17 protein-coding genes are annotated in these 19,601 nt (G+C 71.6%); 4 read left to right on the top strand and 13 right to left on the bottom strand.

The annotated features are described in order from the left end of the window. Positions 1-14 precede the first annotated feature (14 nt). Together IG98_RS0136825 and IG98_RS0136820 are read right to left on the bottom strand one after the other, a co-directional pair. Positions 15-1,280: a hypothetical protein gene (locus IG98_RS0136825; protein ID WP_157594731.1), complete on the bottom strand. Its 1,266-nt coding sequence runs from the start codon at positions 1,278-1,280 to the stop codon at positions 15-17. Between the two features lie 334 nt (positions 1,281-1,614). After that, complete coding sequence (locus IG98_RS0136820) at positions 1,615-1,932, bottom strand: zinc ribbon domain-containing protein (protein WP_157594730.1); 318 nt, start codon at positions 1,930-1,932, stop codon at positions 1,615-1,617. Positions 1,933-2,101: 169 nt separating this feature from the next. On the opposite strand from IG98_RS0136820, the gene IG98_RS0136815 reads away from it, so the two are divergent. After that, positions 2,102-4,183: an ATP-dependent DNA helicase gene (locus IG98_RS0136815; protein WP_030923368.1), complete on the top strand. Its 2,082-nt coding sequence runs from the start codon at positions 2,102-2,104 to the stop codon at positions 4,181-4,183. A gap of 221 nt (positions 4,184-4,404) precedes the next feature. Here IG98_RS0136815 and aroB read toward each other — a convergent pair whose 3' ends face one another. The 4 genes from aroB to IG98_RS0136795 all read right to left on the bottom strand — a co-directional run bounded on the left by aroB (position 4,405) and on the right by IG98_RS0136795 (position 7,965). After that, positions 4,405-5,481, bottom strand: a complete 1,077-nt coding sequence (aroB, locus tag IG98_RS0136810; protein ID WP_030923365.1) for a 3-dehydroquinate synthase — start codon at positions 5,479-5,481, stop codon at positions 4,405-4,407. Then, a complete protein-coding gene (locus tag IG98_RS0136805; protein WP_030923362.1) occupies positions 5,478-5,981 on the bottom strand; it encodes a shikimate kinase in 504 nt (167 codons plus the stop codon). Before IG98_RS0136805 ends, aroB begins: the two co-directional genes overlap by 4 nt. Positions 5,982-6,021: 40 nt before the next feature. After that, positions 6,022-7,200, bottom strand: a complete 1,179-nt coding sequence (gene aroC, locus IG98_RS0136800; RefSeq protein WP_030923360.1) for a chorismate synthase — start codon at positions 7,198-7,200, stop codon at positions 6,022-6,024. 69 nt (positions 7,201-7,269) lie between these two features. Continuing rightward, positions 7,270-7,965, bottom strand: a complete 696-nt coding sequence (locus tag IG98_RS0136795) for a prepilin peptidase (RefSeq protein WP_037972282.1) — start codon at positions 7,963-7,965, stop codon at positions 7,270-7,272. 204 nt (positions 7,966-8,169) lie between these two features. On the opposite strand from IG98_RS0136795, the gene IG98_RS47735 reads away from it, so the two are divergent. After that, positions 8,170-9,162 (top strand): hypothetical protein, encoded by a 993-nt coding sequence (locus IG98_RS47735; protein WP_030923355.1) that lies wholly within the window; start codon positions 8,170-8,172, stop codon positions 9,160-9,162. Further along, on the top strand, positions 9,141-10,160 hold the full coding sequence (locus IG98_RS0136785) for a cation:proton antiporter (protein ID WP_051753420.1): 1,020 nt from the start codon (positions 9,141-9,143) through the stop codon (positions 10,158-10,160). Before IG98_RS47735 ends, IG98_RS0136785 begins: the two co-directional genes overlap by 22 nt. Here IG98_RS0136785 and IG98_RS0136780 read toward each other — a convergent pair. From IG98_RS0136780 to IG98_RS0136770, 3 genes are all read right to left on the bottom strand, one after another. Next, a complete protein-coding gene (locus IG98_RS0136780) occupies positions 10,081-10,635 on the bottom strand; it encodes an SseB family protein (RefSeq protein WP_030923350.1) in 555 nt (184 codons plus the stop codon). The two genes, IG98_RS0136785 and IG98_RS0136780, sit on opposite strands and share 80 nt — an antisense overlap. A gap of 64 nt (positions 10,636-10,699) precedes the next feature. After that, complete coding sequence (bar, locus tag IG98_RS0136775; RefSeq protein WP_030923347.1) at positions 10,700-11,791, bottom strand: barbiturase; 1,092 nt, start codon at positions 11,789-11,791, stop codon at positions 10,700-10,702. 27 nt (positions 11,792-11,818) lie between these two features. Further along, positions 11,819-12,727 carry a carbamate kinase gene (locus tag IG98_RS0136770; RefSeq protein WP_245651875.1) on the bottom strand — a complete coding sequence of 303 codons (909 nt, stop codon included), beginning with the start codon at positions 12,725-12,727 and terminating at the stop codon, positions 11,819-11,821. Positions 12,728-12,978: 251 nt separating this feature from the next. Between IG98_RS0136770 and IG98_RS45775 the strand changes: the two genes are divergently transcribed. Further along, on the top strand, positions 12,979-13,860 hold the full coding sequence (locus IG98_RS45775) for an esterase/lipase family protein (protein ID WP_051753419.1): 882 nt from the start codon (positions 12,979-12,981) through the stop codon (positions 13,858-13,860). Positions 13,861-13,869: 9 nt separating this feature from the next. Here the strand turns inward: IG98_RS45775 and IG98_RS0136760 are convergent, their stop codons facing one another. The 4 genes from IG98_RS0136760 to IG98_RS0136745 form a co-directional block, all read right to left on the bottom strand. Beyond that, positions 13,870-14,598, bottom strand: coding sequence for a thioesterase II family protein (locus tag IG98_RS0136760; RefSeq protein ID WP_030923340.1), 729 nt, complete (start codon positions 14,596-14,598; stop codon positions 13,870-13,872). Between the two features lie 25 nt (positions 14,599-14,623). Beyond that, on the bottom strand, positions 14,624-14,836 hold the full coding sequence (locus IG98_RS0136755) for an MbtH family protein (protein WP_030923337.1): 213 nt from the start codon (positions 14,834-14,836) through the stop codon (positions 14,624-14,626). Continuing rightward, positions 14,833-18,381: an amino acid adenylation domain-containing protein gene (locus IG98_RS45770; protein WP_425428146.1), complete on the bottom strand. Its 3,549-nt coding sequence runs from the start codon at positions 18,379-18,381 to the stop codon at positions 14,833-14,835. The genes IG98_RS0136755 and IG98_RS45770 overlap by 4 nt, the downstream gene beginning before the upstream one ends. Next, positions 18,378-19,601 (bottom strand): condensation domain-containing protein (locus IG98_RS0136745; protein WP_245651874.1); only part of this gene is annotated, 1,224 nt, incomplete at its 5' end. The genes IG98_RS0136745 and IG98_RS45770, both read right to left, overlap by 4 nt.

Below are 19,601 nucleotides of genomic sequence, written 5' to 3'. Positions count from 1 at the left end.
CCTCCCCTGGAGAGTCACCACTCCCGGCGTTCGTCCCGGTCGTCGCGGCGCCGTCCCTCACGGCGTCTGTCGTCGTACTGGTGCTCGTCATGGCGGCGTTCGTACCGGTCGTCGTAGCTCTGCTCAGGACGGAGTCTCTCGCCGGTGGAGTGCGGCGGGTCCTGGAGGTAGGGGCGCGGCAGCCTCTGGTCGAGCGCGGACTGGCCGCCCAGGCCCAGCGGGTCGGACGGATCGACGTCCTGCTGCGGATAGGTCGGCGGTGAGCTGTACAGGTCTCTGAGATCGGCGGGGTGACCGGCCTGGTGCGGCTGTGCGGTGCCGAACGCGTAGGGGTCCGGCTGTGCGGGGGCCGGGTAGCCGTACGGGTCGGGCTGCTGGGTCCCGTGGCTCCCGGCCTGCTGCTGGGCGGCGAACCCGAAGGGGTCCGTCGAGTTCTGCTGCCCCTGCCCGTAGTGGTCGGGATCCGGCCGGTGGAGGGGATTGGGGAACTGGTCGGCGTGCGGCGCGAACGGGTCGACGGGCCGTTGCTGGGGCGGCACTCCGTACGGATCGGGCTGCTGGGCGCCAAACCGGTCGGCGGGCTGCTGCACGGGCGCGCCGTAGGGATCCGGCTGCTGGGCGGTGTACGGAGCGGGCTGCTGCGCGGGCGGGTAGTGGTCGCCCGGCATCTGGTAGGCGGCCTCGCCGGACACCGGGCCCGTACCGAGCGGATCGAAGGACTGCGGCTGCCCGTAGGGCAGGGCGTCGTTCACGATCATGTTCTCGCGCGGCACGGCGTCGGAGAAGCCGTGCCCCGGCGCCATCCGATCCTGCGACCAGTCGGGTCGATCCGGCGGAGGCACCACTCCCCGCGCGACGAGCACGTCGTTCGGCCCGAGCGCGGCGACCTGGCGGGGCTCGTCCGGCACGGGGAGGTGACCGGCCGGGTCGGGATACTGCTGGGGCTGGGCGTAGTCCTCGGGCCGCGGTCTGGCGTACTGACCGGTGCCGGGATACTCACTGTGGATCTGCTGCTCGGCAGGGGGGCGCTGCTCGGGGTGGACGGGCTCGCCCACCTCGTCGGGGTACTGCCCACCGGCTTGGACGAAGCCCTCGTCAAGGGTGTCGACCAGCCGCCCCACGTCGTTCATGGGCATGCGGAAACTCGCGGTGCACATCTCGCCGCGCCACAGGCTCAGCACCAGCGTGCCTTCGTGCCAGGTGACCCGGAGCACCCGCTCCTGGCCACGCTCGTCAAAGAACACCTCGCCGAACGACGGCAACGGGACAACTTCCGACATGGAGGACATAATGTACTCAAACGCCCCAAACATCCAGTTCGAGCAGGGACTTTGCAGGGCAATCGCACCTCACACGGTGCAATCGCGGTGCAATCGCGGCGGACACCGTCACGCCGACCATCACTCTCGGTCACCGCCTAACGAGCAAAGGGTACGCAATAGAACACCTAAAGGGGACTATATCCGAGCGTAAGCTCAAGAGCGGGGGAACCCGCTTCAGGGCCCAGATGTCCCCCCAGGCTTGACCCTCACAAGGGGAAGGCCATACGCCCAGGTCAGCCACCCGGTCCTGGGGCCGAGCGTGTGACTCCTCTCCGTCGATGGATTCGACGCTTCAGGCCGCGTCGTCGGCAGCGCGGCGCACTGCCCGGCGGCCGACATCGATCGCCGCGAAGTAGTCCGCCGGGCCGGCGAGCCCGTACGGAACACCACGAAAGTCATCCCGGACAGGACGATTCCTAATGTCGATATGGCCACACCCCGGGCAGGCGCGGAAGGTGTCGCGCGGATCCACCAGCCGCACGACCATCCCGGCCGAAACCGCTTTGTGCGTCACGAACGTCCGCGGTTGATGAAAACCCCGCGAGTGCAGTTCGGCACGCCGCCCCTGCTCAGGCGGGGGCGCGAGCTTGAGCATCTCCGTCACCGGCACGCACCGAGTCTGTCACTCACCGCCACCGGACGGCACCGTTTTCCGCGTTTCCTCCCCGCCGTGAACGACGGGGCCTCCACCCGGCGATTCCGATGACCGGGTGCGGGAGCACCTTCGCCCCCGCCGGAGCCGCCACGCTTGTCGGGGCGAGCCGGTACGGTTGGCTGTCGTGCCGACCGACTCCATCACCACTCCCGAAGACGTCTCCTCAACGGTGGACATCCCCCCGGTTGAGGACCTGCTGAGCACCGCCGTCGAGGCGGTGGGCGGGGTCGAACGCCCCGGACAGATCACCATGGTGAGGGCGGTGCAGCACGCGATCGAGTCGGGCGACCACCTGGCCGTCCAGGCAGGCACCGGCACCGGCAAGTCACTTGCCTACCTGATCCCCTCGATCAGGCACGCGATGACCTCCAAGGGAGCCGTGGTCGTCTCCACCGCCACCATCGCGCTCCAGCGCCAGCTCGTCGACCGCGACCTGCCCCGCCTCGCCAAGGCCCTCGCCCCGCAGCTGCCGCACGAGCCCACGTTCGCGATCCTCAAGGGCCGCCGCAACTACCTGTGCCGCTACAAGGCGAGCGCGGGGTGGCCCGACGAGGAGCAGGACCAGCTCTTCGACCCCCGGGAGGTCAACGCGACGGGCCGGATGGTCCAGCGCGTCCAGGAGTGGGCGAACGAGACCGAGACCGGTGACCGCGACGAGCTGGTCCCCGGCGTCAACGAGCAGGCCTGGCGCCAGTTCTCGGTCAGCGCCAGGGAGTGTCTGGGAGCCACGCGCTGCCCGAGTGGCATGGAGTGCTTCGCCGAACTGGCCCGTGCCCGCGCCGGCGAGTCCGACGTGGTCGTGACCAACCACGCGCTGCTCGCCATCGACGCGATGGAGGACTTCCCGCTCCTGCCCGAACACGAGGTGGTCGTGGTCGACGAGGCTCACGAGCTGGTCGACCGCGTCACCTCGGTGGTCAGCGGCGAGCTGTCGGAGACCATGGTCACGGTGACCGTGCGGCGGGTCGGCAAGCTCATCGAGCAGCACCTGGCCGACCGGCTCATGGAGGCCGGAGAGGACCTCAAGGCCCTCCTCGCCGCCGCCCCCGCCGGGCGCCTCGACGAGCTTCCCGATGTGCTCGGGCTGACGCTCGCCCTGATCCGCGACTCGGCGTGGGCGTGCATCACCGCCCTTGGCCCGCGCACCGGCGACAAGGACGACCCGGAGGGCGCGGGACTGCGCAAGGCGGCCTTCACCTCCCTGGACGAGGTGCACGACACCGCGCAGCGCATGCTCGACGCCTTCGGCCACGCCGAAGAGGTCGACCGGGCCGAGGTGGTCTGGCTGGAGGCGGGCACCGACCGGCGGCCGCCCCTGCTGCGGGTGGCGCCGCTGACCGTGGCGGGCATGCTCCGCGACCGGCTCTTCGGCGACCGTACGGTCATCCTGACCTCGGCCACGCTCGCCCTGGGCGGTGCCTTCGACGGCCTGGCCCGCCAGTGGGGCCTGGGTGCCGAGGGCGGCAGGAAGGAGGCGGAGGAGACGGGCGAGGAGCGCACCGACCCCAAGTCCGGGAAGAAGGCCGGCAAGAGCCGGGCCGGCTGGAACGGCATCGACGTCGGCTCTCCCTTCGACCACCCCCGCAGTGGCATCCTCTACGTCGCCAAGCACCTGCCCCAGCCGGGGCGTGACGGCCTGCCCGAGGCCTACATCGACGAGATCACCGAGCTGATCGAGGCCGCCGGAGGCCGCACCCTCGGCCTGTTCTCCTCGATGCGGGCAGCCAAGGCGGCCACCGAGGCCCTGCGCGACCGGCTGAGCGTGCCGCTGCTCTGCCAGGGCGACGACTCCACGATGCTGCTGGTCAAGCAGTTCGCCGAGGACGAGCCGACCTGCCTGTTCGGCACGCTCTCCCTCTGGCAGGGCGTCGACGTCCCCGGCCCCTCACTGCGCCTGGTCATCATCGACCGCATCCCCTTCCCCCGGCCGGACGACCCGCTCAGCTCCGCCCGCCAGCGCCATGTGGCCGCCAAAGGCGGCAACGGGTTCATGTCGGTCGCCGCCACCCACGCCGCGCTGCTCCTCGCGCAGGGCGCGGGCCGCCTGCTCCGCAGCCAGCACGACAAGGGCGTGGTCGCGGTGCTGGACCCCCGGCTGGCGACGGCCCGCTACGCCGGGTTCCTGCGCGACTCCCTGCCGCCCTTCTGGCCCACGAACGACCCGGCGAAGGTCCGCAGCGCCCTCAAGCGCCTCAGCGGCTCCTGAAACCGCCTCGGCCCCCGGCGGTCCCGGCACCGGGACCGCCGGGGGCCGCGTGCGGCCGGGACGCGGGACGGCGGCGGCCTCCCGCTGAAGGTTCCGGGTCGCCCGGGTTCAGCGGGTGCTCTCGGCGCCTGCCGCACCGCCGGTGTTTCCCGCCCGGGGCGACCACACGCCGCGGTTCCCGGACACGCCCCGGGCCACCGCACCCGCCGGCGTCGTGCAGCTCAGCGGGCGATCTTCCGGTAGGCGGCTTCGAGCAGCTCCTCCGAGGGGTCGGACAGCGGGGACACCTTCGCCAGGTCGTCCAGGAGGACGAAGCGCAGTATGGCGCCGCGGCTCTTCTTGTCGAGGCGCATGTGTTCGCGGAGCTCGGGCCAGGCCTCGCGGCGGTAGGCGGTGGGCAGCCCGACCGAGGTCAGAATGGACCTGGTCCGCTCCACGAGGTCGGTACCGATCCTGCCGTCCAGATGAGCCAGCTCGGCCGCGTAGACCATGCCGATCGCGACGGCCTCGCCGTGGCGCATCCGGTACCGCTCGACGCGCTCGATGGCGTGTGCCAGGGTGTGGCCGTAGTTGAGGATCTCCCGCAGGCCGCCTTCGCGCAGGTCGGCGCCGACGACGTCGGCCTTGATCTGGATCTTGCGCTCGATCAGCTCGCGGGTGTGCCGCCCCTCGGGGAGCCTGGCCCCCTCGGGGTCGTCCTCGATGAGGGAGAGGATTTTCGGGTCCGCGATGAAACCACCCTTGATGATCTCCGCGAGGCCGCCCACGTAGTCGGCGCGGGGCACCGAGACCAGGGTGGCCAGGTCGCACAGGACCCCCGCCGGCGGGTGGAAGGATCCGACCAGGTTCTTGCCCTCGGGGGTGTTGATACCGGTCTTGCCGCCCACCGCCGCGTCGACCATGCCGAGCAGTGTCGTCGGCACCTGCACCACCTTGACGCCGCGCAGCCAGGTGGCGGCGGCGAATCCCGCCAGGTCGGTGGTCGCCCCTCCACCGACGCCGACCACGGCGTCGGACCGGGTGACGCCCGCGCGGCCGAAGGCCGACCAGAGCTCCGCGACCACCTCGACGGTCTTGGCGCGCTCGGCGTCGGGCACCGGCAGCGGGACCACCTCGTACCCGGCCGCCTCGATCGCGCCGCAGACCGGGCGGGCGATCTCCGGCAGGCTCTCGGGGTGGATCACCGCGACGGTACGGACCTTCGGCCCGAGCAGGCCGGGCAGCTCACCGAGCACTCCGGTGCCGACCACCACGTCGTACGGGCTCTCACCGGCGACCTTGATCCTGGAGATCGTCACGGTTCCAGGCCTCTCACGATCTCGTCGACGATCTGGCCGGGCTCGCGCTCGTCGGTCACCACGACGATCCTGGCCAGCTTCTCGTAGACGGGGCGGCGGGCGTCCATCAGCTTCTTCAGCCGGCTGCGCGGGTTCAGCACGAGCAACGGCCGCGCCGAGGCCAGGCCCACCCGCTGGACGGCGTTGGAGAGACCGACCTCCAGGTAGACCACCGGATGCTCGGCCAGCAGCTCGCAGGTGGCCTCGGCGAGGATCGCGCCGCCACCGAGGGAGAGCACGCCGTCGTGCTCGACCAGCGCCCGTCGTACGGCGTCGGCCTCCAGTTCGCGGAAGACCTCCTCGCCGTCCTCGATGAAGATGTCGCTCACCGGCTTGCCCGCCGTGAGCTCGACGTCGGTATCGGTGTCGCGGAAGGCGACCCCGAGCCGGTCGGCCAGGAGCTTTCCGATGGTCGACTTGCCCGACCCCGGAGGGCCGATCAACACTGCACGGGGACTCATCTGCCCTCCTTGGGCCGCGACTCGCCGGTCTGGCGCCCGCTCACTTGATCACCAACGAAGAGAGGTAGCCGGACAGGTTGCGGGTGACCTCCTCGACGGAGTCTCCGCCGAACTTCTCGATCACGGCGTCGGCCAGGATCAGCGCCACCATGGCCTCCGCGACGATCGCGGCGGCCGGGACCGCGCACACGTCCGAGCGCTCGTGGTGGGCCTTGGCCGCCTCACCGGTCAGCACGTCCACGGTGGCCAGCGCCCTGGGGACCGTGGAGATCGGCTTCATCGCCGCGCTGACGCGCAGCGGCTCGCCGTTGGTCATGCCGCCCTCGACGCCACCGGCCCGGTTGGTGATCCGGCGGATGCCGTCCGCGGTGTTCTCGATCTCGTCGTGGGCCAGGGAGCCGGGGCGACGGGCCGTCTCGAAGCCGTCGCCGACGGCGACACCCTTGATCGCCTGGATGCCCATCAGGCCGGCCGCGAGGCGGGCGTCGAGGCGGCGGTCCCAGTGGGTGTAGCTGCCCAGGCCCGGCGGCAGACCGTAGGCGACCACCTCGACGACGCCACCGAGGGTGTCGCCGTCCTTGTGCGCCTTGTCGATCTCGGCGACCATCGCCGCGCTGCCCTCCGGATCGGCGCAGCGCACCGGGTCGGCGTCGATCGCCGCTGAGTCGTCGGGGCCGGGGATGACACCGGGGGTGGTCGCCGCCCCGCCGATCGAGACGACGTGGCTGACGATGTCGACGCCTAGGGCCTGCTTGAGGAAGCTCCGCGCCACCTGGCCGAGCGCGACACGGGCCGCGGTCTCGCGGGCGCTGGCCCGGTCGAGCACCGGGCGGGCGTCGTCGAAGCCGTACTTCTGCATGCCCGCGAGGTCGGCGTGGCCCGGACGGGGGCGGGAGCGCGGCGCGTTGCGCGCCTGCCCCTCCAGCACGGCCGGGTCGACGGGGTCGGCCGCCATGACCGTCTCCCACTTGGGCCACTCGGTGTTGCCCACCCGGATCGCGACGGGACTGCCGAGCGTGCGGCCGTGACGGACCCCGCCCACGATGGTGACGACATCCTGCTCGAACTTCATCCGTGCCCCACGGCCGTAACCGAGGCGGCGGCGACGCAGCGCCTCGTCCAGCCGGGCGGTGGTCACCTCCACCCCTGCGGGCAGGCCTTCCAGGATCGCGACGAGTTCGGGGCCGTGGGACTCTCCGGCGGTCAGCCAACGCAACATGCTGACAAGTCTTCCATGTGTCGCCTACTGGAATGGCCTCGGTTCACGGAGTGAGACATCCGCCGACGGTCAGAGCGCGGTGAGGACCGCGGCGAGAGCGCCGACGGCCATGAAGGGGCCGAAGGGGATCTCGCTCTTGCGGCCCGCGCGGCGCAGGACCATCAGGGCCGCCCCGTAGACGCCCCCGGCCACCAGGCCGAGGAAGGCCCCGGTGACCAGGGTGTCCCAGCCCAGCCAGCCGAGGGCGGTGCCCAGGCTCGCCGCGAACTTGACGTCGCCCAGCCCCATTCCCGCCGGATTGATCAGGAGCAGCACCAGGTAGAAGCCCGCCAGGGCGAGGCCGCCGAGACCCGCGCCGAGCAGATCGCCGAGGCGGCCGTCGACGAGGGCCGACCCGGTGAGCGGTGCGGCGATTCCCAGGTAGGCGGCCAGGGTGAGCCGGTCGGGCAACCGGTGGACGGCTGCGTCGACGAAGGACAGGGTGACGGCGATCACCGCCAGCCCCCCGAAGGCGAGCAGTTCCCCCGCCCTGCCGACCACGGTGCTCGCCGTCCCCGCGGGCGCGCCGGGCCACAGCGCCCGCAGTACGAGAGCGGCCAGCACCACCGCGGTGGTCACCTCCACGGCCCCCGGCCGGGGCCGCCCGGACCACTCCCCGTCGGGCACCGAGTGGCGGGCCACCACCCGCCGCGTCCACAGCCCGATCACCGCCCCCGACGTGGCCGCCGCCAGGACCGGAAGGAGCGGCGCCACCACGACACTCACGAGACCACCACCGCCCCGAAGACCCGGGGGTGCCTGAGGGACCGCTGTGCCGGCTCGGCGTACTCGCTCACGGAGCGACCATAATCCGCGAACCCCGGCCCCGCCGGGGATCTGAGGGCTCGAAGTGACCCCGAAGGTCATTGACGGGGCTCGCGATGATCACGGAGGCTGTACCCGATCCCTATCCCCGGAGGGACGGTGCGCATGGACACAGATCGCTTCAGCAAGCTGCCCGCGGTCATCGCGTCGTTCGTTCTCCTTCCGGTGCTGCTCGAACTCCTCGCCTGGTACATCGAGGGCGAGGAGTACGACGTGGCCCGCGCGGCCACCGTGGTCTCGGTGATCGTGGTGCTCGCCCTCATCTCCACCGTGCTCGGCCGGATCAGGGCGCGGCTGCCGGTGCTGATGGTGGTCGCGCTGACCGGAACCGCGGCGGTCGAGGTGGCGCTGGGGTTCGTGGCGGCGTTCGGCCCCGTGCTCTGGCAGGGCGGGCTGCCCGGCGAACTGCACGGCCTGATCACCACGGGGGTGAGCGCGTTCGCCGTCGCCACCGGCGTCTACCTGCTCATCCAGTATCGCCGGGGCCTCTATCTCCCGTATCTGGAGGCCGGGATGGGCCCGCTGCCCACCGCCACCAAGCGCAGGGTGATCGGCGAGTCGGAGATCCTGATCCGTACCCTGCCGGACATCGGCCCCTCGGTGGAGAAGGCGCTGACCAGCTGCGTCGCCATGGTCGACCAGGAGGACCTGCACTTCGTGGCCTACTTCGGCGACCAGCGGTGCTGTTTCTACACCGACGTGCTCGACGACGCGGACCTGGCCCACTTCTTCCACGACACCGAACCGGAGGAGCGCCGAAGGATCTATCTCAAGGCGGGCAACCAGCTCAACTGGCTCACCCAGCGGCTCAACCAGCAGCTGCGCCGGCTGGAGGGCGGCGTCCTGATCCGCACGGTCCTCGACGTGGAGCGCGGGGCCATGTTCTTCTACTGGATCGACGAGACCCGTTACCTGATCGGGGTGACGCTGGACCAGCGCGAGGTCGACGTCGCCGACGACAAGATGGCCAAGCTCGTGGACATGATCCGCGGGCACTTCACCCTTCCGCCGATCAACCAGCGACAACGCCCCCCGAGACCTCAGGGGCATCTGCGATCCATCCCAAGGAGTGAGCGGTGGCCCGAATCGGGCTCTTGATCGTCGTCGTCGGTCTCGGCTGGCTGGCCGCCGACCTGGGCGGCCTGCGTGACCTGGAACACTCAAGCGCGTACGTGCTGTTCAGCAGCCTGCTGCTGGCGATCGGCCTGTACGGCAGTACGCACGGGATCGACCGCGCCGAGGCCAGGGAGCACTCCCGGCTGATCGTGCTCGCGGTCACCGTCGGGGTGCTGCTCAAGACGGCGTTCATCGCCGGCGTCGTCTACCTCGTCTCGGGCGACCCCCGGGCGCTGATCATGGCGGTGGTGGTCGCCCAGATCGACCCGCTCTCGGTCGCCGGGGTGATGCGGGACAGCCGGCTCTCAAGCCAGGCGAAGACGATCCTCGGGGCGTGGTCCTCCTTCGACGACCCGGTGACGATCATCCTGGCCGTCTATGCGGCGGCGCTGGTCAGCGGCTCGGGAGGGGGCGGCCTGTCGGCCTCGTACTTCGCCGACCTGGGGTTGAACGCGCTGTTCGCGGCCGGGGTCTACCTGCTCTGGCGGCTGATCAGGAACGCTCCGCCGGTGCTGACCTACCTGACGGCGGTCGGGGCCGTCGTGTCGGCCGCGTGGAGCTCCCTCATGCTCGGCCTGGCGACCGCCGGGCTCTACCTGCGCATGCCCGACGCGCGCTGGCTGGGGCGGGCGGTGAGCGTGGCGTTCGCGCTGTCCGCGTTCCTGATGGGCCTGCTGCTCGTCGGCGGGACGAACATGGGCATGGGGGTGCTGCTCGGGCTGGCCGCGTACGCCGCGCAGATGGTCGCCGCGCTGGTGCTCACCCGCGGCCTGCCGCTGATCGACCGGGTACACCTGGGGCTCGCCCAGCAGAACGGCGTGACCGCCGTGATCCTCGCCCTGGTCTTCGAACGCGACTTCGGCGGGTTCGTCGCCGTGATCGCCCCGGCGATTCTGACGATCAACCTCGTCCACGCGATGGCCAACCGAACCGCCGACGCCTGGGAGGCTCGGCGATCTCTTCCATCCGTGCCACTGTGACCTCGGGGCCCAGCTCGTCAAGGGTGCCCGACGTGACCGCGGCGAGTGCCCGCAGCAGAGCGCCCTCGATCACGAACGGCACCGGGCCCGCGACGTCGATCACCACCGCGGCGGTGTTCTCGTGCACCGCCGCCTGGCAGACCTGAAGGATCGTGGCCTGGATGGGCCTGGCGTCCCGGCGCCACCGCCGCAGCGGCTCCATCCCGGTGAAGGAGAGCACCGCCTCGCGCCCGTCCGCGCCGACGAGCTTCGGCAGAGCCATCTCGCTCTCCTTCTCCTGCCGCAACCCGTGCTCGCCGATCTCCGACTCCTTCAGCAGGGCGACCACGGGCACGAGCAGCCGCGTCCCGCTCAGCGCGGCGACGACCGCACCGGCCTCCACCTCCCCCGCGGCGAAGGCGGCGAGCGCGGATGCCACGGCGGCGTCGGTGGCGCCGTCGTCGCCGGGGACCAGGGGCTGCGGAATACTCGGCACGAACCGGGAGCCTACCCGCGGTGGTGCCCGGGGAGGATTTCCACCCCGCCCGAGCGCGTACCCGTCAGCCGAGGTCGGCGATGGCGGCCACCGGGCCGCCGCCGCTCGGGCCCTGGTGGACCGCGGCGACCGAGACGAACACTGCCGGGTCGCCGGTGACGCTGGCCGCGACGCCGCCCACGGTGGCCTTGATCTGGCGGTGCCAGTGCACGTCTGAGTCGTCGAGCATGATGTTGCGGCGGCCCCGCACGCTGCCCGACGGGTCGGCCTCGCACTTCATGAAGACGTTGACCAGCCGGTCGCCCAGATCGGACGGGTGGGGGCGGTCGGGCAGCTCGATGCCGCTGGAGCGGATGGCCTCCCAGATGCCGTCGGCGTCCAGCGCGTCCCTCATGACCGAGTGGCCGATCCGGTAGCGGCCACCGATGCCACGTACGTTGCCGACGACCACGATCTGGGCCCGGTCCAGCTCGACGCCGGAGGAGCACGAGGCGACGGAGGAGTAGAGCGACAGGTCGCGGTGGATCTGGTCGGCGGCAGGCATCTCGATCTCGCCGAGCGCGACGGCGATACCGAGCGCGGTGGTGGAGTTGGAGATGTCCATCGACGGGCCGGTGTCCTCGATCACCACGTCCTTGCCGCGCGACTTGGCGTCGTTGATCGTGGACAGGGTGAGCAGCGGGGTCTTGGTCTGGACGTAGTGGACGTCGGCGGGGTCGTCGATCCCGGCGAGCTTCATGGCCTCACGCACTCCGGCGGCGACCTTCTCCACCATCGCGGGCCGGCCGATGTCCTCGGGCAGGATCACATCGCTCATCGCGATGCCGACGCTCACCCGCGGCTCGTCGCTCGGCTCGGCGTTCGCCGTGGTGGCGAAGATCGTGGCATGCGGGCTGAGCACGCCGTCGGTGCCACCCGACCACACCAGCGGCACGCTCGTCGGGGAAGGGTGTCCCTTGGCCTCCAGCACCTCGCGAAAGGCCCTGTCGGCCAGGATCCGGGTGTAGTCGTTCACCCCGCCGTTGCCCTCGGTCTTGCCGATCACCGCGAGCACCCGGTGCGCCTCGATCACCCCGTCGTCGATGAGCCGGGCCAGCCCGGAGGCGTCGGTCACGCTCTCGATGGGCACCTTGCGCACTTCAATGGGTTCCGGCATCCCTGCCACCTTTCAATCGCGTCGTGTTCACTTTCGCACCACGGTGCCGCTCTCGCCGGTGAGCGCCGCCCCGATGTTCTCCAGGGAGGTGATCACCGACCGGTCGCCGCCCTGCTCGACGAAGCGCAGCGCGGCCTCGACCTTCGGGCCCATGCTGCCGCCGGCGAAGTGCCCGGCGGCGTGTAGTACGCGCAACTCGGCCGCGGTGACCGCGCCCAGGGGCCTGGCCTGGGCCGTGCCGAACCCGACGACGGCCCCTGGCACGTCCGTCGCGATGACCAGGACCGTGGCCCGCACGTCCCGGGCCAGCACCGCCGCCGCCAGATCCTTGTCGATCACGGCCTCGACCCCGCCCAGCCGCCCTCCGGCGTCGCGGGCCACGGGCACGCCGCCACCACCCGCGGCCACGACGGTGAAGCCGGCGGCCACCAGCGCGGTGATCGCGGGGGCGTCGAGGATCTCCAGCGGCTCGGGGGAGGCCACCACGCGGCGCCAGCCCCGGTCGAAACGGCGCCAGGTCTGCCCGAGCTCCTCGAAGCGACGGGCCTCCGCCTCGCTGAAGTAGCGGCCGATCGGCTTGACCGGGTCCTGGAAGGCCGGGTCGGCGGGGTCGACGAGCGTGCGGGTGACCACGACGGCCGCGCGGCCGTCGAGCGCGTTGAGAACGAGGGTGCCTATGGTGGCCTGCGTCTGTGCCCCGCACCAGTCGAGCGGCACCGGTGGCACGACGTGCGCGGCGAGCTGGTTCTTCAGGATCAGGTTGCCGACCTGGGGGCCGTTGCCATGGGTGAGGGTCACCTGATGGCCCTCCGCGATGAGCGCGGCGACATGGCGGACGGCCTGCTCGACCGCACGGCGCTGGTCGCCGGGTGAGGCCCCGCCGTCGGGCCCCGTCATCGCGTTGCCACCGAGCGCGATCAGTACTCGTTCACCCACAGGCTGACGCTAACGGCCTCCACGCCTCGCCTCATGGGCACTCACTGCCCAAGGAAGGCCAACTCTTCGACACAATCCGCCAGCCGGGTGGTCTCCCTGGGGGTAGACGCGCCCGGCTGTGGCATCGGCATGGGGACCGCTTGTTGCGGGAGTGCCAACTTTGGGACGGCAACAGGCGCGGGCAGGGCATAGCTCCGGGGCGGGGCGGCGAGAAAGGCTCTTGTCCGGCGTTCTTTCTGAGGAGAGATCGAGTGGGGCAGCTCCGTCTCGGCCACATCATCGTGATCGTCCTGTGTGTCGTGACGGGGTTCGCGGTGCTCACCGTCGCGGCCGGCACACTCACCGGCGGGCGGTCCGCGTCCCCGTCGCCCAGGGTGGACATGGTCGCCGAGGCCAGGCGGCTGGCCTCGGCGGGGCTGCCGAAGGCCAACGACTTCGACTGCCGGCCCGACCAGGACACGCCGTACCCGGTGGTGCTCGTCCACGGCGCGAGAAGCACCGGGGCGGCGACCTGGCCCGTCGCGGCCCCCTACCTGAGCAAACAGGGCTACTGCGTCTTCGCCCTCGACTACGGCTGGAGCAACTCGATCAGGCGCTCGGCCCGGACGCTGGGGAACTTCGTGGACGGGGTGCTCCAGGCCACCGGGGCCGAGAAGGTGGCGATCGTCGGGCACAGCCTCGGGGGGATCGTCCCCCGGGCGTACCTGCGCTCGGAGGGCGGGGCGGGCAAGGTGTCCGAGCTGGTCACCCTGGGGGCTCCGCACCACGAGCTGACCGAGGAGCTGCGCAGGAGCTGCGGCGGGGAGACGGTCTGCGACGAGCTCCACTCGGACTCGGCCCTGATGAAGGAGCTCAACACCCCCTCCATGGTCGAGCCCGGCGTCGACTACACCGCGCTCGGGCTGAAGGCCGAGCAGGAGGCCGCCTCGACCTTCGTCGAGGGGCCGCCCGAGCAGGTGACCAACCGGATGCTCCAGGACGACTGCCCGCTCAAGGGGATCATCGAGGGTGCCATCGGGCACAACCTGGAGGCACTCGATCCGGTGATGCTCTCCTATGTCAACAAGGCGCTGGAGACTCCCGGGCCGATGCCCCGCGGCTACCGGCCGGACTGCTTCGCGCTCATCCTCTGATCGGCTCGTTCATCTCGCGAGCAGCCGGGTGATCTCCCCGACCACCGGCGCGCGCTGCGGCTGCAGGTAGAAGTGGTCGCCGGGAAAGACCGTGAGAGAGAAGTCGGAGATCGTACGGGCCTCCCACGACTTGGCCTGGACCGGGGTGACCTCCGGGTCCGCGTCGCCGACGAGAGCGGAGATCGGGGTGTGCAGCGGGAGTCCCGGGCGATGGCGGTAGGCCTCGACCAGCCGGAAGTCGGCGCGGATGTAGGGCAGGACGATCTCGCGCATCGCCCGGTGGGAGAGGATCTCCACTTCGGTACCGCCGAGCTTGGCCAGCTCGGCGACGAGGCGGTCGTCGTCGTACTCCGAGATCGCGTTCCTCTCCCGGGACTCGTGCGGCGCCCTCGCCCCGGACACCAGCAGCCGCGCCGGGGCGAGTCCCCTGGCCTCCAGGCGGCGCGTGACCTCGTAGGCGAGCGTCGCTCCCATGCTGTGCCCGAACAGCGCGAAACGCCGGTCCAGCAGCGGCGACATCGCCTCGGTCACCAGGTCGGCCAGCGTGTCCATGTCCTGGGGCGACGGCTCTCCGAACCGGTCCGCCCTGCCTGGCAGCTGGGTCGCGTGGAGCTCGACGGAGTCGGGTAGCAGCGCGGGCCAGTCCCGGTAGGCGGTGGCCGATCCGCCCGCGTGCGTGAAGCAGAACAGCCGCGTGGTCGCCCCCGGGCGGGGGGAGGCGCAGCGCAGCCAGGTCATGCCTCTCCCCTGTGCACTCGGCCGCTCACTGTTCCGTCGCCCGGATCAGGCTGTTGGGCCGCATGTCGGTCCAGTTGGCCTCAATGTGGTCCAGACAGGCCTGCCTGGAGTCCTCGCCGAAGGCGACGGTCCAGCCCGCCGGGATCTCCGACCAGGCGGGCCAGAGAGAGTACTGGCCCTCGTCGTTGATCAACGCCAGATAGACGCCCTCGGGGTCCTCGAATGGGTTGCTGCTCACTCTGTGTCCTCTCTGAGAAGGGCGGCGATCTCCGCGACGGGTCCGGGACTCAACATGTTCGCATGGTCGCAGGCGACCTGGTGATCATGAATGGCGCCGGTGACATAAGGCTTCCAGTCGGCGGCCGTGGGACCGCCCTCCTCGTGGCCGTGGGCCGCGGTCACGAAGAGCACATCCCCCTCGAACATCCTCGGCGCGTACTCCTCGGAAATCTTCACACCGTTCCGGTAGTTCCGGTAGACCGCCGTCAGCGTCCGCTCGTCCAGCGTGGCGTACGGGCCGCCCTGCTCGCGCAGGAACTCCACGACGTCGCCGATCTCACCGGGCCCGTCGTAGTCGATGGCCGAGAGCAACTCGACCAGCACGTCACGCTCGTCCGAGTTGATCTCCTGACCCGGGTAGGAGTCGAGCAGCGCCAGCAGCGCGACCTCCTCCCCTCGCTCGCGCAGTTCCACGGCCATGGCGTGGGCGATCAGGCCGCCCATGGACCAGCCCGCCAGCCGGTACGGCCCGTGCGGCCGGACCTGGAGCAGGCGCTCCAGGTAGTCCAGGGCCATGGCCTCGATCGACGGGGCCACATAGTCGGGCTCGGCCAGGACCCTGGCCTGGAAGGCGTAAAGGGGCTGGTCAGGGCCGAGGTGGCGGAGCAGTCCCGCGTACGGCCAGCCGAGCCCGGCACCGGGGTGCACGCAGAACAGCGGCGGCCGGGAGCCCGAGGCACGCAGCGGGAGCAGCATCTCCAGCCCGCCCTCTCCCAGGTCCCGGGTGCTCTCCCCCTGGGCGCGGGCGAGCGCCTCGGCCGTCTGGCGGGCGAACACCTCACGCGGGCTGATCACCAGCCCCTCCCGCGCCGCGAGGGAGACCAGCCGGATCACGCCGATGCTGTCACCCCCCAGGTCGAAGAATCCGTCGTCGGCGCCGACCCGCTCCAGGCCGAGCACCTGGGCGAACAGCCGGCAGAGCGACTCCTCCTCGGGGGTGCGAGGGTCGCGCCCCACGGCGGCGGCCAAGGCCGAGGGCAGGGCGGCGCGGTCCACCTTCCCGTTCGGGGTGAGCGGCAGCGCGTCCAGGCCGATCACCGACGACGGCACCATGTACTCGGGGAGCGTCCGCCCGGCGAACCGGCGCAGTTCCTCGGCCGCCACGGTGCCGACCACGTAGGCGAGCAGGCGGCGGTCGCGGACGGTCACGGCCACCTGGACGACACCCGGGTGCCCTGCCAGGGCCGCCTCGATCTCGGCCGGCTCGATGCGGAACCCCCGGATCTTGACCTGGCGGTCGGCACGGGCCAGGTACTCCAGCTCGCCGTCCGCCGACCACCTGACCACGTCCCCGGTCCGGTACATCCGCCCGCCGTACGGGCAGGCGACGAACCGTTCCGCGGTCAGCGCCGGGCGGCCGAGGTAACCGCGGGCCAGCCCGGCGCCCGCCAGGTACAGCTCGCCCGGCGCCCCCGGCGGGACCGGCCGCAGGAAGCCGTCCAGCACGTAGGCGCGCATGCCGTCCATGGCCCGCCCGATGGGCGGCGTGCCGGCGCGGGAGACCGTGGAGACGGGGTGATAAGTGGCGTACGTCGTGGCCTCGGTGGGCCCGTAGACGTGGCCGAGCAGGGTTTGCGGACAGGCCGCCCGCACCCGGCGCATGGCCGCGGCCGAGGCGGCCTCACCGCCGGTGAGGACCTCGGCGAGCGGCGCGAACGTGCCCGGCGCCTCCTCCGCGACCAGGTTGAACAGTGCCGTCGTGATGAACAGCGCGGTCAGGCGGTGCCTGGCGACGAGGCCGGCGAACGCGTCGGGACCGAGGTCGCCCGGCGGCGCGACGACGACGGTGCCACCGCGGAGCAGCGGCACCCAGATCTCGTAGGTGGAGGCGTCGAAGGCGTGCGGCGAGTGCATCAGCACCCGCCGGTGCCACTCCCACCTGCGATCCGCGGCCAGGGCCACGACGTCGCACTGCCGCACCGCGACCCCCTTCGGCGTTCCCGTCGAACCCGAGGTGTAGATGACGTACGCGAGATGCTCGGGGTGAACCTCGACCCGCGGCTCCGGCGGAGCCGGATCGGCCGGGACGGGCTCGTCCACCCGGACCACCTCGGCGGCGTGCTCGAATCCGGGAGTGCGGTCGGTGACCAGTACCGGAGCGCCGGTGTCGGCCATCACCCAGCTCATCCGGTCCGGTGGGTAGCTGTGGTGAATCGGGACGTAGGCTCCCCCCGCCTTGGCGATGGCCAGGGTCGTCACGACCACGTCGGCGGACCTGTCGAGCAGGACCGCGACCGGTGTCTCAGGGCGGACGCCCAGCCCGATCAGCCGGTGCGCCAGCCGGTTGGCCCGGCCGTCCAGCTCGGCGTAGCTGAGGGAGAAACCGTCGCCGACGACGGCCTCGGCGTCCGGTGCCCGCCGCGCCCGCTCGGCGAAGGCACTCGCGATCGTCGCCGCGGCCCCGGGCACGGGCGGGGATTCGGGGCCGTTCCACTCGTCAAGGATCCGGACGAGCTCGTCGGCGGAGAGCGGGTCGAGCCGGGCGAGCGGCAGCTCGGGGTCGGCGGCGACGGCCCCGAGAAGCAGGACGAGCCTGTCCAGGAGCCTGACGGCCTCGGCGTGCGGGACGACGTCGGGGCGGTGGTCGAGCCGCAGGGAGAGGCGCTCACCGGGGACGACCGCCAGGGCCAGCGGGTAGTGGGTCGCGTCGCTGCCCGAGGCACCCGCGAGCCGCAGTCCCGCCTCCACGCCCGCTTCCATGGAACGGCCGTTCAGGATCGCGGTGTCGAGAGGGTAGTTCTCCAGGACCGTCATGGTGTCGAAGAGCCGCCCCAGCCCACAGGCGCGCTGGATGTCGGACAGGCCGAGGTGGTGATGGGCGAACAGCTCGGACTGCTCCGCCTGGAGGCGTTCGAGCAGCCCGGCCAGGGTCTCTGCGGGGTGCAGCCGTACCCGGACCGGCAGGGTGTTGATGAACAGCCCGATCATGCGCTCGGCGCCGGGCAGCTCGGGCGGGCGGCCGGAGACCGTACCGCCGAAGACGACGTCGTCGCGGCCGGTCAGCTGGGCCAGCAGCAGCGCCCAGACCCCCTGGACCGCCGTGTTGAGGGTGAGCGATCGGGCACGCAGAACGGAGGCGAGACGGCCGGTGAGATCCTCGTCGAGACGGGCTCGGACGCATCCGGGATTCACCGGCGTCCGGGCGGCGCGGGGGCGGGCTCCTGGCCCGAGTACAGCGCGAACAGCTCGGCCGCCAGCAGCGGTGTCGACCAGCCGTCCAGCAGGATGTGATGGTTGGTGAAAACCAACCGGTATCTCTGCCCGCCGGTGCACCAGCTGCACCGGATCGCCCCCCGCCCGCTGCCGGAACGAGGCCCGCAGGTTGGCGTGGCGGTGCACCAGCCGGCAGGCCGCGTCCCGCAGCGCGGGGACGTCGAGGGCGCCCTCCAGCTCCAGCACGAGCTGCGCGGTGTAGACGTCGGGCGCCGCCTCGTCGAACACGGCGTGGAAGAACAGGCCCTGTTGCAGCGGCGACAACGGCAGGATGTCCTCAAGCTGGCTCACCGTGTGCTCCACTCCGCGTCGAGTTCCGCCGCGAACGCGTCGATCTCTTCCTGGCTGATGGAAATCAGCAGGTCCGACGGGGTCAGGCCGTCTCCGGTGTGTCGGGACAGGCCGGTGAGGGCGGTGAACCACGCCTCGGCCAGCTCCCTGACCTGCTCCTCGCCGTACAGGCGCCCGGCCCACGACCAGGTCGCCGAGAGGCGCGGCCCGTCCGGCAGATCCCTGGTGAGGGCGTTGACCTCCAGCGCGTGCGGGAGCGCGAGGCCGTCCGCGTGCCCTCCGCCCACCGCCTCCGACTCAGGCGCCGGGGACCAGTCCGCACCTGTGGCGGCCTCGACGCGGCCGAGGTAGTTGAAAGCCAGCTCCGGTACGGGACAGCGGGCCAGTTCCCGCGCGGTGACGGGGTTGAGGTGGCGGAGCAGGCCGTAGCCGATACCTTCTCCGGGAGTCGCACGGAGCTGCTCCTTGACCCGTTTTATCGCCCGCGCGGCGGTGGGCCCCGAAAGGTCGGTCCAGTCGGCGGGACCCGCGTCGATCCTGACGGGGTGGATGGTGGTGAACCAGCCCACGGTCCTGGACAGGTCGACATCGGGGAAGACCTCCTCCCGGCCATGCCCCTCCAGGTCGAGGAGGACCTCCCGCTGCCCGGTGCAGCGGGTCACGGCCAGGGCGAGCCCGGCGAGCAGCACGTCGTTAACCCTGCCGCGGAACGCCGCCGGGAGCCGGGTGAGCAGCGGAACGGTGACGTCGGCGGGAAGTTCGAGGGTGAGGTGGCGCTGGGTGGCGAACGTGTCCGTGGACGGGTCCAGCCGCCCGGTGCCGCCACCGAGCGTGCGGGTCCAGTGGTCGAGCTCGCCGGTCCTGCGGGCCGCCTCGTCGTGCAGGCGGTGTGCCCAGGTACGGAAGGAGGTGGGCACCGGCTCCAGCACCGGGGCGGTTCCCGGAGCGACCACTTTCTGAAGAGGCCCTACTTGAGCGGTCGCGCCCTGTCCGGTGACCGCTCCGTAAGCCGCCTCTCGCGAGGCCGATCGCTGGGCGCCCCCTCCGCGCAAAATCGCCCGCGAGGCCGCCTCCTGAACGGCCCCTTCAACAGCGACCACCTGCGGGGCCGCTTCCTGGCCGGTCGCGTGCCAGGCGGTGAACAGGTCCGGCAGCAGGATGCGCCAGGACACCCCGTCCACCGCCAGATGGTGCACCGTCACCACCAACCGGCCCGACAC

The organism is Streptosporangium amethystogenes (genome assembly GCF_000721075.1).
GTDB lineage: Bacteria > Actinomycetota > Actinomycetes > Streptosporangiales > Streptosporangiaceae > Streptosporangium > Streptosporangium amethystogenes.
The sequence above is the reverse complement of the archived record's forward strand: the minus strand, read 5'-3'. Positions and strand labels throughout refer to the sequence as shown.